A 14,151-nucleotide genomic window follows, 5' to 3' on the forward strand; every position below is an offset into this window, starting at 1 on the left:
TCAGGCGACGGACGGTTCCAGGCGTCCCTCAGCGCTCCGCGTCCGTTCCGCTACTGCGATCAGCCAGGCGAAGCTCGCCGCAGCGACGACGAGCGCCCACAGTTCCATGTCGCGTTTGAGAAGCGTGTCGTACAGCCCGTGCAGCACCGCCGGAACGGCGATCGCCTTGAGCGCCGCGACGATCATGTCCGAGCCGTCGATCGACTTGTCCCTAATCGGGGCCGCCAGCACGGCGGCCGAGGCGGCCCAGACGGCGTGCAGGCCCACGCACGAGACGAACCGAGTGAGATACACGTCGCCGCCCCACGCGCCGTTGTAGTAGCTGGCCGAGTACATGATCCCCTCGGCGACGCCGAAGCCCGCTCCGCTGGCGAGGCCCAGTGCGCAAGCGCCGCGCCAGTCCCCCCGACCCGATTTCATGAGCCCGACGGCGGGGATCAGCTTCGTCAGCTCCTCGCACAAGCCGACGCCGAACGTGAAGCCGAGGAAGCTGAGGGCAAATCCGTTTCTCGGATCGAGCGCAGATTCGTACGAGAAGCCGATGAACTTCACGATGTAGAACAGCAGCACCAACAACCCGCGTCCGCGAACCCAGACCCCTTGCGAGAACGCGGCCATGAATTGGAACAGCAGCAGGATCGCGATGCCGACCGACGCGGTGATCGCCAGCGCCGCCAGCAGTTTCCCGAGCGACGCGCCGCCGGGGTCGAACAGCGTCATGATCGCCACGATGAACAGCGCCGCGGCCGCCAGGGCGTAGATCCAATGGACCCACGTATCGTGAGCCAGATGGGCGCCCAAGATCCGACCTCCGGGCATCGCGCGGAACAGCGCGTCCTCGTCGAAGTTCTCTCCGGACTGAGCGGCAAGTTCGGCGTACTTTGCGGCAAACGCCGGATCGTTCTCGATCATTTGGGCGAGTCGTCGCGGGACGTCTTCGCGCGAGGTCGTCATTTGCACGGCCAGCGGAACGAGCGTCAGCACGAACGCGACGTACAGGAACCGCGGTCGACGCGAACGGCGACCGAGCGCCCGCGCCGGCGCGGGCGAATTGGCAACCGCGGGAGTGCGCCGCGGCGTCGGCGACCCCGGACCCGGCCTGCGCCCGCCGTGCTCGACCGGCTGATCGAGTTCGTCCCAGATGTCCCGGGCCGGGGCGGTCGTCCCCGACAGGCTGAGCGCCAATTCCGAGAGCGGATCGCCCAGGACTCCGAGGGCGACGCCGGACTCTGACGAGGGTTGCGAAGGCGTCGCATGCGACGGGAGGGGCGCGACGCGAAACGGCGTCTTGCACGCCGGGCAAGGGATCTGCTGTCCCGCGAACGCCGCCGGGACCTTGAGCCCGCGAGCGCAATGGGGGCAGGTCGCGGCAATCGTCCCGCCCGACGAGGATGCCGATTTCGCCGCGGCCGGAGCGTTTGCGTTCGAAGCGCCGGCAGAGCCTCCGGGCGACGAGGGAGAACTCGCGGCCGCCGGCACGGTCGTCGCTGTGCCGCACGCCGGGCACTTCACCCGCTTGCCGGCGAGCGCCTCCGGCGCCCGCAGCGGTTTCTGGCATCCAGGGCAGACCACGGCGATCGGCATTGTTGTCCCGGCAATATGCCGATGCGAGTGCGCCGAACCCGTTCGGTCGCTTAGCTTGTACGATACGCGCTCCCCCGAATGCTCGCAAACAGGTTTTCGCTGTGTGAGCAAAAAAAGACCTCGCAGGACCGCCCGAGTTAGGGGCTTCCCACGAGGTCTGGTGCGGGCTCGACGAATTGATCAGCGACGATTGACCCTTGCGCGAACGCTGAGCCCCTGACCAGACGGGCTGTCAGTCGCCTGCGAACAGCCGAGTCATTTGCCTCCGGCGCATAGCCGAAATCCGAGCGCCAACAGCCCCTTGCGGAGGGGGGCGAATTCCAAGAAATCCGTGTCATCCGCGATTGCTTGGGACGCCAATCGGCGTCGCCGCATTACCGCGACGACCGTTGTCGCGAGGCGGTTCGTCCCGGTTGCTGGCCGGAGGTCCGTTGCGATTGCTGTTGGGTCTGCTGCTGCAGGCGACGCTCCTCGGATTTGGCCTGTGCCTCTGCCCGACGGCGGGCCGCCTCGGCTTGGGATGCGGCGCGACGTTCGTCCATTTGCACCTTTCGGGCGACGATGTTTTCGACGCGTTGCGAGTTGACGACGTACACCTTCGGGTCGTCGATGACGAACGGCGTCGACCAACTGCGGCCGTTGTTGTGGTTGCAGACGTTGACGAAGTAGGTGCGGAACGACTTAGCCGCGTAGCTATACGGCGTTTCCGAGGCAATATGATCGGCCGCCGTGAGATCTTCGACGCCGGGGCGGGCGTAGTAGTGAACCATCCCGTCCGGCGAGAACGACATGCCGAACGTCCACCAGCCAAGTTGGTTGATGTCCATGGCGCGGTAGTCTTGCCCACGGCTGTTGGCGCGGATGGCGATGTAGGCCGACGGGCTGGCGTCCTGCTTCTTCCCGTTGACGGTCTTCGTGCCGCCGGTGCGATGATGGATCCACATCCCAGGCCAGTACGGCTCGTTGGTCGTGGTGGTCGTCGAGAAGAAGCCCCCCTTCTTCTCGGTGACGTTGGTCGACGTGCTGGCGCGGATGCCGAAGTGCGGTCCCGAGCGGTTTTCCCATTGTTCGTAAGGCGGCAAGTAGACCCGCAGCGTGAAGCTGGGCCGTTCGCCCACGGGGATGCCCGTCCCCAGCCGCGGAATCACGTTGGCCACGAGATCGTCCTGTTGGACGTCGTTCGAGTTGTACCCCGGGACCCCCGAATTGAGAGTCCGCAGCAACAGCGCCTGCCGGCTGCCGGCGAGACCGCCCCGAGGAGTGGGGATCAACTCGACTTGGTCGGGCTGACCGCGCTCGGGTCCTTCGACCCAGCGGCCGTTGGACGATTCGCCCCGCGGATAGCGGACGGCTTGGTCCTGCTCGCGCGAACTCTTGGGATGGTTGTGAATGAAGGTCCACGACTCGTCCTCGAAATCGTCGCTGACGTAATCGATGAGTTTGCCGGATCCGGGGACGAACGCGCTGGCCGATTTGCGCTGGGCGAGGGCCTCCCCGGCCGAAAACGCTAGCGTCGCAGCGCCGGCGACGAGGGCCAGACGGGTCAACGAACGGCGGAACTGAGCGTGATTGCGGGCCATGGGTCTCGCTCGCGGGTCGGAGGCGGGAATCGGGCGGACGTACGGGTCGGTTCCGCAAAGTCGGAACCACCGGTGTCATCGGATTATTCGCTTCCACCGCCCCACCCGGCCCCGGCGCCAGCCTCACAGTTTGCCTAACCGGCACGACGGTTCTCGAAAAATCGCCAGGATGGCGGCAACGCCTTGAGCCCCCCCGGGGATGCGCGGGGCGGTCCCCTGCGGCAGGAATCGTGGCTTCGTGCGCACTCTGGCGAGGTTGTGCTTTCGAATGCGGTTGTCGGGTAGGCGATCGAGCGCGTGTCGGCGATAATGGGTCCGTTTGCGACGTGCCTGCCCGGAGACAAGGACCCCGATGCCTCCGTCCGCCAAAGTCCCTGCCCCGCTCTTGGCCGTCGGGCTGGGCGAATCGTTGTTCGATTGCTTTTCGCCGGATCGACGGCTCTTGGGCGGGGCCCCGCTCAACTTCGCCGTGCATGCCCAGCGGCTGCTCGAGAGCGTCGGCGGGGGGGCCGCTGTGGCGACCCGAATCGGCGCCGACGAGTTGGGAGACCGCGTGGTCGACGAGCTCCGCCGCCGCGGCCTGTCGCTCGCCGGGCTGCAACGCGACGCAGAGGCCCCGACTGGCGTGGTCGCGGTGACGATCGACGCCGCGGGAAGTCCGTCGTACGACATCCGCCGCGACGCCGCCTGGGACCGGTGCGAGTTTGACGCCGCGTGGGCGCACCTGGCCGCGGACTGCGATGCGGTATGCTTCGGCACGCTTGCCCAGCGCTCGCCGGCGAGCCGGGCCGCGATTGCCGCCTTCTTGGCCGCAGCCGAGGGCGCCGTACGGCTGTGCGATTTGAACCTGCGGGCGCCCCACTACGACGAGCAGGCCGTTCGGACGAGCTTGACCGCGGCGACCGTGCTGAAACTCAACGAGTCGGAGTTGCCGATCGCGGCGGAGCTCCTCGAGCTGCCGGCGCGAGCCGAGTTGGAAGAAGCGGCCGGCGAGTTGCTCGAGGCGTTTGCGCTCGATGCGGTGATCGTCACCCGCGGCGCCGCGGGGGCGATGGCCGTGACCGGCGAGGAGGCGATCTCGCTCCCAGGCGCCCCGTTCGATCCGCAACCGGGCGCGGATAGCGTCGGCGCGGGGGACGCCTGCAGTGCGGGGATCGTCGTCGGCATGCTGCTGGGCTGGCCTTGGCGGCGAACTCTGGAACTCGGCAACGCCATGGGGGCCTACGTCGCCGCCCGCCCCGGCGCAACGCCGGAATTGCCGGGCAAGTTGGTCTCGCGGGTCCAGAACGAATAGCTGCCCCAGGGGAGCTCAACTCCAAGCACGTGCCGCGGGCGTCCAAAGACGGATGCTCAAGCTGCCAAACGCGGGAGGTTTAGCGCTCGCGGCTCCCGGACGCGGGACGAATCGCGCCCGCCCCTGCGGCTCGGACGGCGACAAGTACGCCCGCGGTCAGCACGAGCAGCACGCCGGTCGGCTCCGGCACGGCGGCGATCGTCGCCGTCGCGGCTGCCGAGCGGTTCCGCTGCCAGATGAGGAAGTCGGCGCCGTCGGACTTGCCGTCGTTGTTGGCGTCGGCGTTGGCGTTGACCCCGAACCACGTCTTCCACACGGTCAGGTCGGCGCCGTTGACGACGCCGTTGTTGTTGAAGTCGCCGGGGATCGTCGGCGTGATCGTCGTGTGGCCGATGTCGCGCAAGAAGGCCAGGTCGAGCGCCGTGAGATACTTGCGCGTTCCTGTGGTGAGCGAGGGATCCATGACCGCTTCCTGCACGCCGCCGTCGGAGATGCGGGTGCTCATCGTGCTCGAGGCGATGTGATCGCCGTCGGGGGCGAGCAGTCCGACGCCGCTGCCGACCAGCGCAATCACGTGAGGTCCCGTCCACGTCGTCCCGGAGACGTAGGCGTCCCACGACGCGGAGCCTCCCAGTCCGATGGCGTGCAGCATTTCGTGGAGCGCGACCGAGTAGAGATCGGTCTTTCCCGCGACGACCGAGGTCGTGTGATCGAAGTGCCAGAAAGCGTTCAACTGAGCTGCCGAGTCGATCGCGCTGTCGTTGTTGGTGTCGTTGTCGAAGGCGAGCGCGCCGTACGACACGCCGTAGTTGACCGAGAAGTAAGTGTCGCCGACGTATCCGTCGAACGTCCCGATCTGCGGGCCGCCCCCGCGCATGAGCGCCGTTTGGGTGTTGGCGGCCGCATTGCCGACCGCCGCGGCGAACTGAGCGGGGTTGCCTGACACGCCGATCGCCGCGCCGGCCCCCGCCGGGCCGCCGACGCCGACCGTGACGCCGGGCAATGGGCGCCAGCCGACGAATAGCTTCACCTCGTCGGCGTTCGTGCGGAGCGTTTCCCAAGTCGTCGCGACGCCGGTCGAGGGAATGTTGAATCCGACGCTGGCGTCGAACGTGGCCGTCGTCGCGCCGGAATTGCCGACAAAAACGTCGGTCGTCAACGGCGTCAGCGAGGTGGTGACCGCGGCGCTCAAATCGGCGGCGGCCGCTTCCAGGGCGTAGCGGGCCGTCAGGTTCGTGCTGAAGTACGAATCGTATGTGTAGTCGACCGTGATCGTCAGCGCACGGGCCGGCGTCGGCATCGCGCCGCAGGTTGCCGTCAAGATCACCAGCCCAAGCGTTGCCAGCCGCCGCATTGCTTCGTGCTCCCACCCGAGAAGCGACAGCAGGACCGCAGATTCGGTCGTGCCTCGCCAGACCTCCAGGGTATCATTGCTCCGGACAATTGCGAAACGTCCAGACAAAAAACCGCGGACTCCCTGGCGGCAAATCCACGGATCGAGGCCGGAGAAACGGAAGAACTTGCGGGATGCGGCCTCCGCCGTCCCTCGCAGTGCGGGGTTCGGTCGCGCCCTACTGCGCCGCGCAGGAGGCGGCGCCGGCCGATTCCAGGGCCAGCAGGCGGCGCTTCATGGCGGTCCCCTGCGGGGCGGAAAATCCCCCGAGCCCGCCGCTCGCGGCGACGACGCGGTGGCATGGAACGACAAGCGGCACGCGATTCGACGCCATGACCTGCCCCACGGCTCGCGCGGCGCCGGGGCTCCCGGCGGCGGCCGCCACTTGGCCGTAGGTTCGCGTCTGACCGTAAGGGATGGCCCGACAGGCCGCGACGACGCGCCGCTGGAACCCGGTCATCGGCGCCAGACCGAGCGGCAGATCGTCCAACGGGACCTGGACGCCCGATGCGTACCGGACGAGGCGACCGACGATCTTCGCCGGGTCGGCGTCGTCGGCCCCGTGATGACTGACGCCGCGCGCGAACGTGATTTCCTCGGCGCATCGCCGCACGCAGCGCTCAGCCGCCGCGGCTGTGGCTTCGCCGAAACTCACCCCGCAGAGTCGCCCGTTGCGCACAGCGACGGCAATGTAACCCAACTCGCTGGGCGCGGAGACGATCTCGATTGCCTGATTCGCGGAGGTGTTCGTCGCCATCGTCCCGTTGCTCCGACTGTTGGAGATGTTGGATTGGGGTCGAGCGCCGCTAGGTAATGTACCACTTCGGTTGCGCGGCGACGAGCGTATTCGACCCTGGGGATTCGTCCCTTTTGACACGCTTTTCCCCGGGGCCCTATACTTCCTGCTGGGGCCGCCGCCGGCGTCCCCCGTGACAACTCCGCGTGAGGGCGCCGCCGCGATGAATCCCTACAGCTCGCATGCTGACGATCACTATCTCAACATGAATCTCAGCACCGAGATGGAACTCCCCGGCAGTCGCGAGACGGTGCTCCACTATTTCGAGCAGATTCAGAAGAAGTACCCGCAAATGCGGAACTTCTACTCTCGTGACAAGAACGACTTCATCCTCGAGGAGGACAAAGATCGGGGCGATTACCGCTGGTGCTCGATCGAGCCGCGACGGATTTGCTCGGGGCAGGTCAATCCGCCTCGGATCGAAGACGCCGTCGAGCAGCACCGGCTGGCGCTCGAACTGGCGCCGTACGCGCTCTCGGTCAGCCCGCTCGACTGCGAAGCGCTCGACCTCTTGATGGGGTTCGACTTCACCTATCGCGGCAATCACAACAGCCTGATCACCGAGGCCCTGGGGGTATGCCCGGCGTTCGAGCGGCTGGCGTCGACCCCGGGCGCTACGGTGATCAATCACGAACCGTCGTTTACGTTCGCCCTTGACGACGAATGCCGCGTGCAGTGCCGCGTGAGCATGGAAGCCCGCACGAACGCCTACCAGATCCGCACGGGGGAGTTCCAGGAAGAACAGCTCAGCGTCTACGTCACCGCCCGGCAGTACGGCAGCCTTGCCGCCGATCAGACGTTTCTGAGCACGCTCGACCGCCTGTGGAAAGTCTGCCGGGACGTGGTCGACAACTACGTCGTTGAAGCCGTGCTGGAGCCGCTGGCGCGGACGATTTCGATGGATTGAGGTTCGAGGCGGCGTGTCCTCGTCGTCACGGGTTGATTCTCAATCGCCGCAAGACGAACGAGAAATCGGCTGGTAGCCCGCCGATGTCGCCTCATGCCTGCCGGCCTCAAGCCTCGTCACTCTCCCAACAGCCGCTTCACGCTCTGGATCAGCCGGTCCATCGGGAAGGGTTTGCGGACGTAATCGTCGACGCCCAGCATTTCGGCGTACGCCTTGTGGCGGTTCCCCTCGTTGGCGGTGATCATGATGATCCGCTGCTTCTTCTCGCCCAGCCGCTTGAGACGTTCGAGGACCAAGAAGCCGCTTCGCTTCGGCATCATCATGTCGAGGATCACGAGGTCCGGCGACTCGCGCTCGATCAGGGCCAAGCCCTGGTTGCCGTCGCGGGCGATGAGCACCTCGAACTTTTCCGCTTCGAGCGCCAGCCGTAACGATTCGATGATCTCGGCGTCGTCGTCGACCAGCAGTATCCGTTTCGCCGCAACGGCGGCGGCAGCTTTCTTAGCCATGGCGAGGTAGTGCGTCCTGAGTGTCGCGGCGCAGGCGCCGCACGACGGCCCGCGAAGCCGAGCCGGCTCCGGGGCGGCAATTCCGAAGCTGTCCACGATACAGGGGGGGCGGTTTTTTGCAAGATGCGCATCGGGAACCCACGAGAACTGCAAATTCAGAACGGATCGCGGGGGGCCGACAGCGGTACTCTCGGCCGGGGGACAAGGAAACTTCGTCGCGGGCGGACCTGCTCTTGTTCTATCCTCCAACTTGGCCGGAGGGATCATGACCTCAGCCCGAAGTCTCCGATTCCTTCCGTTTTCGGCGTGTCTGCTGTTGCTCCTGCCGGCCGCTCTCGGGCCCGGAAGTCACGCTTCAGGCGTGCCTGGCGGCACTGCGGACGCGACGATCGCAAGTTGAGGAGAGCGTATTTGACGGATACACTGGTCGGAAGCGGTTTCCGGATGATCCATGCGGATAGCCCGGCCTCTTCTTGGAGTAGCTGCTCATGATTTTGACTCCGCACCGGCTTCTAAAGTGCGCTGCCCAGCCCGTCGCTCGCTGTGCTGCCTCTCTCGCGCCGCTGATTCTCGCGGCCGCCATGCCAAGTTCAGTCGACGCCGCCCTGCTCAGCGGCAAGTTCTTTTACAGCCTTGGCGTCTCCCCCGACGCAAACCACGGCACCGCGATTGACGTCTCGGCCGACGGCAATACGGTCGTCGGCGGCGAGGGACAATGGGGATTCCGGTGGACGCCCATGGACGGGTTCCAGCGGATCAGCAATTCCGTCGGAGCGGCCCGCGCCGTGTCCGCCGACGGTACGGTCATCGTCGGCGTCGTGTCCGGCAGCTCTCCGGACTATCGATGGATTCTCGGCGTCGGGTTTCAAGCTGTCCCTTTCGGCCCGCAAGGCTTTCCCCCCGAACGTCTCTCTGCCGTTTCGGCCGACGGGCAGACGGTGCTCGGCTACGGTTACCACCCCTTTATGGGCAACGAGATTTTCACCTGGACCGTGGGCCAGCCCCAACTCCAATTGATCCCTCGCGTCGAGGGAACGCTGGGCGGTTTCGCCTATGAACTCTCCGATGACGCCAGCGTCATTGTCGGCACGCAAGTCGCGCAACTGACTCCGCGCGTTCATCGGGCCGCCCGCTGGGTCAACGGAGTCGGCGAACTGATCAGCCAGGCGCCGAACGCTATAGCCAGCGAAGGCTACGCCCTTTCCGCAGACGGAAACGTCATGGGAGGGCAGGTGTCGTTTCCTGGCAGCTCCGACGCTTACATTTGGACCCAGGCGCATGGAATGCAGCTTATCGGCGCGGCCGATATCGGCCTGACGCAGAGCCGCGTCACCGACCTCTCCGCCGACGGCGGTGTCGCAGTCGGCGCAGGCCTGCTCAATGGAAAGCTTCTCGGGTTCGTGTGGACGGAGGCGCGAGGCGTCGTGCTGGCCGACGATCTGTTGACCGCGTACGGCATCGACCTAGGAGGCTACACCATCAATGGCATCAGCGGGGTGAGCAACGACGGTCGCACGTTCGTCGGTGTCGCAACCAGCCCATCGGGCCGGGGTGAACCATTCATCGCCCGCATTCCCGAACCCAGCGCGACGACTCTCGCCTTCATGTGCGTCGCAGTCCAGCGCCGTTGGCGACGTCGACTCCGCCCGCGTTCTTCCTTTTCGCCGATCCGTCGATAGCCCTTCCTTGCGGTTGCGAGCTTGCAATTCCCGCAGGATCGCAGTTCTGACGACTGTTCGGGCTAGGCGACGGGCGGCCGAGCAAGGATTCAGCTGCGATTCCAGTCTCGCGAAGACCCAGGCTGGGTTGATCTTCCAGCGGGCCGCTGTGTTTTCCTTCACTCGCTGAGCTCGCTCCGCAAAGCACTGCAGGATTGACAAGCCCCGCCTTCTTGCACGATGCGAAGACAGGCCTACTTCTCGACCCCGAACTCGTAGATCTGGACGTGGCGATAGGTCTCGCCCGGGCGGAGGACGACGCTCGGCCAGCCTTCCAGCCCCTCCTTGTTCGGCGAGTCGGGGTAGTGCTGCGTCTCGAGGCACAGCCCGCTGCGGTGGGCGTAGGTCTGGCCGTCCTTGCCGGTTTGGCCCTTGAGGAAGTTGCCGCCGTAGAACTGCACGCCGGGTTGGTCGGTCCTTACGGTCAGCGTGCGTCCCGAAGCGGGGTCGCGCAGGACTGCGGCGACGACCAACTCGCCGTCGGCGACCCCGTCGCGGTTGAGGACGAAGTTATGGTCGTACCCGGCCCCTTCGCCGGAGCCGAGCTCGTCGACGCGGGCGCCGATCCTCGATGGCTTGCGGAAATCGAGCGGCGTCCCTTCGACCGGCGCCAACTCGCCCGTGGTGATCAGCGTGTCGTCGACCGGCGTGTAGCGATCGGCGTTGATCATGATCTCGTGATCGTTGATTGTCGGCGAACCCGCGCCCGAGAGATTGAAGTAGGCGTGATTGGTCAGGTTGAGCACAGTCGGCTTGTCGGTCGTCGCCTCGTAGTCGATCCGCAGGACGTTGTCGTCGTCGAGCGTGTAGGTGACGGCGATCGTCAGTTCGCCCGGGTAGCCCTCCTCGCCGTCGGGGCTCGTGTACCACAACTTCACGCCGCGAGAATGTTCGCTTTCAAACCGCTTCGCCTTCCAGACGACCTTCGAGAGGGCCCGCTCGCCGCCGCCGTGCAGGTGGTTGGGATCGTTGTTCGTGGCCAGTTGATATTCCTGGCCGTCGAGGGCGAACTTTCCCTTGGCGATGCGATTGCCGTATCGGCCCACCACGCAGCCGAAATACTGATTGTTCTCGCCCAGGTAGTCGGCGACGTTGTCGAACCCGAACACGACGTCGGCCATGTCGCCGTTCTTGTCGGGAACCGACGCCTTGCGCAGCGTGGCGCCGAGGGTGAGGATCTCGAAGTCGGCGCCGTTGTTGCTGTGAAGCGTGTAGACCTTCACAAGTTCTCCGTCGGGGGTCTCGCCGAACTTGTAGGCATGGACGTGGCCGTCCGCGGGCTGAGCGAAGGACCAAGCTGCCGCGACGACCAGAGCGAGCGAAGAGAAGCGGAACATCGGCCAATGACTCCCAGGTCGGTTGTTCGAAAGGGCGCCGTTGCGACGGCGCTGGAGACGATTAAGAAAGGATATCCGATCACCTTCGGAATATCGACAGGCTGTTTGCCGGCTGTGGAACGGCCTGCGCCGTGCACCAAAGCTCGCGAATACGATTTGAGCAAGAGAATCGCAATGTCCGATCCGACTCGCATGGTTCCCTATCGGATCCGCCAAGGGGAACAACGATCGGGAGTGCAGATGGATTCAGATTGACGCGGACGGCAGGGAGAGTGGCTTCTTCCGGGGCTCCCGGGGGCGACTATATCGGAGCGCAGGCTACTTCATCGTCTCTTTCGCCAAGGAGCTGACCTGTTTGAACTCGGGGGTTCCGGCCCGCTCGCACCATTCGAACAGGATTGACTCGGTCGTCGTCAGCGTGGCGCCGCTTGCTTCCATGCGGCGCAAGCCGGTTGCGTGATCGAGGTCGAATCGGGCGCCGACCGCGTCGACGGCGACCAGCACGCGGTAGCCCGCGGCCAGCAGGTCGAGCGCTGTTTGTTGGACGCAAACATGCGTTTCGATGCCGCACAGGACGACGCGGTCGATTCCCGCGCCGGGGAGCGGGGCCCACAACTCGCCGCATGCGGCCGCACTGAACGCCAGCTTTTCGACCGCGGGGTTCGGCAACCGCTCGGCCAACAGCGGAGCCGTCGTCCCCAGCTTCTGCGGGTATTGTTCCGTCGCAGCAATGCGCACCCCGAGGACCGCCGCCCCGTCGAGGAGTCGTCGAGCGTTCCACACGATCTCGCGCGCTCGCGGTTGGACAGCGAGAAGCCGCTCCTGAACGTCGACGACCAGCAAGAGCGACGCGGCGGGGGTCGCCAGTTCGGGACTGCGGGGCAGGCCGGAGGCCGCGCTGTCGGTCGGAGCGTTCATGGGCTTCAACATACCCTGGAATCTCGGCCCCTGCACGCCCCACTGGCCACGTGGGGCGAAGTGGGAGACAATGCGCGATCGTCTCGCTTTGGTTCGCCCCTCATTGTCGCCCCTTCACGCCCCTTGCCGCCATGAAGTTTCGCTCGACCACGATTTTGACCGTCCGTCGCGACGGACGCGTCGCCCTGGGAGGCGACGGTCAGGTGACCATGGGGCAGACCGTCGTGAAGAGCGACGCGGTGAAGATCCGCAAGCTCGCTGAGGGGAACGTGCTGGTCGGTTTCGCGGGCGCTGCGGCCGACGCGTTCGCCCTCATGGAGCGCTTGGAAGCGAAGCTGAAAGACTATCCCCAGAACCTCCCCCGCGCGGCGACCGAACTGGCCAAGGAGTGGCGCATGGATCGAGCGTTGCGTCGGCTCGAGGCGCTGGTGGCGGTCGTCGACGCCAAGAACACGCTGCTGGTCTCCGGCACGGGGGACGTCATCCAGCCGAGCGACGGCATTCTCGGGATCGGCAGCGGAGGAAACTACGCCATGGCCGCGGCCCGGGCACTTGTTCAGCACAGTAAGCTTTCCGCAGCCGAGATCGTTCGCGCTTCGCTGGACATCGCGGGCGACATCTGCGTCTACTCGAATCGCAACGTGGCGATTGAAGAACTGATTTGACCTGTCTCGAACTTTGCACTCCGACACCGCTTGAAGAACAACTGCCGTGAAGAATCTGACCCCGCGGGAAATTGTCGCCGAGCTCGATCGGCACATTGTCGGCCAGAACGACGCCAAGCGAGCCGTGGCGATCGCCGTGCGCAATCGCTGGCGCCGGCGACAGCTCGACGAGGAGCTGCGCAAGGAAGTTGCGCCGAAGAATATCCTGATGATCGGTCCCACCGGCGTCGGCAAGACCGAGATCGCCCGCCGACTTGCCAAGTTGACCGGGGCGCCGTTCATCAAGGTCGAGGCGACCAAATACACCGAAGTCGGCTACTACGGCCGCGACGTCGAGAGCATGATTCGCGAACTGGTTGAGAACGCGATCGGGATCGTCCGCGAGCAGGAACTGTCTCAGGTCGAAGAGGAGGCGAAGAAGCGGGTCGAGGAACGCCTGGTCGACCTGCTCGCCCCGGCGCCGGCGTCGTTTGACGTCGGGGTCGACTCGCACGAGTCCCCTGATCGGTACGAGCGAACCCGCGAGAAAATGCGGGCCATGCTCGCGGCAGGCGAGTTGGAGCAGCGCACGGTCGAGATCGCCGTCGAGCAGAAGACCCAAGCGATGATCCTGCCCGGCATGAACCCCGGGGGGGATCAGATGGACTTCGATTTCCAGGGGGTGCTCGAGAAGATCCTGCCCAAGAACGTCTCGCGCCGCGAGGCGACCGTCGCCGAGGCCCGTCGCGTGCTGTTCGACCAAGAGTGCGAGGCCCTGATCAATCAGGAGAAGGTGAACGGCAAGGCGGTCGAATTGGCCGAGAGCACGGGGATCATCTTCGTCGACGAAATCGACAAAGTGGTCGCCAGCGAAGGGGGCCGCGGCGCCGACGTTTCGCGGCAGGGGGTGCAACGCGACCTGCTGCCGATCGTCGAAGGGACCACTGTGCAGACCCGGTACGGTTACGTGAAGACCGATCACGTGCTGTTCATCGCCGCGGGGGCGTTTCACTCGACCAAGCCGTCCGATCTGATGCCGGAGCTGCAGGGGCGGTTCCCCATTCGCGTCGAACTGGCGGACCTGACCAAAGACGATTTCGTCCGGATCCTCAGCGAGCCGCACAACTCGCTGACCCGACAATACGCGGCCCTCATGCAGACCGAGGGAGTTGAAACGGTCTTTGCCCCCGAGGCGATCGCGTCGCTGGCCGACTACGCATTCCAGGTGAATCAGACGACGCAGAACATCGGCGCCCGCCGACTCCACACGATCTTGGAGCGATTGCTGGAGGAGCTAAGCTTCGAAGCCGCCGACATGAAGACCGGCCGCGTCGAGGTGAACGCCGCGTACGTCAAGCAGCGGCTCGACAAGGTCGTGCAGGACGAGGACCTCAGCCGGTATATCTTGTGAGGGGGGGAGAGGTCGGAGGTCAGAGAGACGAGGGCAAGGCGTATCCCGCGGCGTGACGCC

Annotated in this window: 12 protein-coding genes; 5 read left to right on the top strand and 7 right to left on the bottom strand. The window is 65.7% G+C overall.

Annotated features, from left to right (window positions below; genetic code table 11):
* Nucleotides 1-1,572 carry a PrsW family intramembrane metalloprotease gene (locus KF688_15050; GenBank protein MBX3426993.1) on the bottom strand — a complete coding sequence of 524 codons (1,572 nt, stop codon included), beginning with the start codon at nt 1,570-1,572 and terminating at the stop codon, nt 1-3.
* A 386-nt stretch (nt 1,573-1,958) separates the two neighbouring features.
* Complete coding sequence (locus KF688_15055; GenBank protein ID MBX3426994.1) at nt 1,959-3,164, bottom strand: hypothetical protein; 1,206 nt, start codon at nt 3,162-3,164, stop codon at nt 1,959-1,961.
* 352 nt (nt 3,165-3,516) lie between these two features.
* Between KF688_15055 and KF688_15060 the strand changes: the two genes are divergently transcribed.
* A complete protein-coding gene (locus tag KF688_15060; protein ID MBX3426995.1) occupies nt 3,517-4,458 on the top strand; it encodes a hypothetical protein in 942 nt (313 codons plus the stop codon).
* A gap of 79 nt (nt 4,459-4,537) precedes the next feature.
* Here KF688_15060 and KF688_15065 read toward each other — a convergent pair whose 3' ends face one another.
* Complete coding sequence (locus tag KF688_15065; GenBank protein MBX3426996.1) at nt 4,538-5,812, bottom strand: hypothetical protein; 1,275 nt, start codon at nt 5,810-5,812, stop codon at nt 4,538-4,540.
* 217 nt (nt 5,813-6,029) lie between these two features.
* Nucleotides 6,030-6,608 carry a methylated-DNA--[protein]-cysteine S-methyltransferase gene (locus tag KF688_15070; protein ID MBX3426997.1) on the bottom strand — a complete coding sequence of 193 codons (579 nt, stop codon included), beginning with the start codon at nt 6,606-6,608 and terminating at the stop codon, nt 6,030-6,032.
* A gap of 202 nt (nt 6,609-6,810) precedes the next feature.
* Here KF688_15070 and KF688_15075 point away from each other — a divergent pair, with 202 nt between their 5' ends.
* On the top strand, nt 6,811-7,554 hold the full coding sequence (locus tag KF688_15075) for a hypothetical protein (GenBank protein MBX3426998.1): 744 nt from the start codon (nt 6,811-6,813) through the stop codon (nt 7,552-7,554).
* 116 nt (nt 7,555-7,670) lie between these two features.
* On the opposite strand, the gene KF688_15080 is transcribed toward KF688_15075, so the two are convergent.
* On the bottom strand, nt 7,671-8,063 hold the full coding sequence (locus KF688_15080) for a response regulator (protein MBX3426999.1): 393 nt from the start codon (nt 8,061-8,063) through the stop codon (nt 7,671-7,673).
* A gap of 581 nt (nt 8,064-8,644) precedes the next feature.
* Between KF688_15080 and KF688_15085 the strand changes: the two genes are divergently transcribed.
* Nucleotides 8,645-9,742 (top strand): hypothetical protein, encoded by a 1,098-nt coding sequence (locus tag KF688_15085; GenBank protein MBX3427000.1) that lies wholly within the window; start codon nt 8,645-8,647, stop codon nt 9,740-9,742.
* Nucleotides 9,743-9,975: 233 nt separating this feature from the next.
* Here KF688_15085 and KF688_15090 read toward each other — a convergent pair whose 3' ends face one another.
* Both KF688_15090 and KF688_15095 read right to left on the bottom strand, forming a co-directional pair.
* The gene (locus KF688_15090) at nt 9,976-11,118 is read right to left on the bottom strand and encodes a galactose mutarotase (GenBank protein ID MBX3427001.1); all 1,143 of its coding nucleotides are present in this window, start codon (nt 11,116-11,118) and stop codon (nt 9,976-9,978) included.
* A gap of 318 nt (nt 11,119-11,436) precedes the next feature.
* Nucleotides 11,437-12,036, bottom strand: a complete 600-nt coding sequence (locus tag KF688_15095; GenBank protein MBX3427002.1) for an isochorismatase family protein — start codon at nt 12,034-12,036, stop codon at nt 11,437-11,439.
* Nucleotides 12,037-12,167: 131 nt separating this feature from the next.
* On the opposite strand from KF688_15095, the gene hslV reads away from it, so the two are divergent.
* Nucleotides 12,168-12,701, top strand: coding sequence for an ATP-dependent protease subunit HslV (gene hslV, locus KF688_15100; protein ID MBX3427003.1), 534 nt, complete (start codon nt 12,168-12,170; stop codon nt 12,699-12,701).
* 55 nt (nt 12,702-12,756) lie between these two features.
* Entirely contained in the window at nt 12,757-14,091 is a 1,335-nt protein-coding gene (gene hslU, locus KF688_15105) for an ATP-dependent protease ATPase subunit HslU (protein ID MBX3427004.1), read from the top strand.
* Nucleotides 14,092-14,151: the final 60 nt, after the last annotated feature.

This window comes from Pirellulales bacterium, assembly GCA_019636345.1.
Classification (GTDB): domain Bacteria; phylum Planctomycetota; class Planctomycetia; order Pirellulales; family Lacipirellulaceae.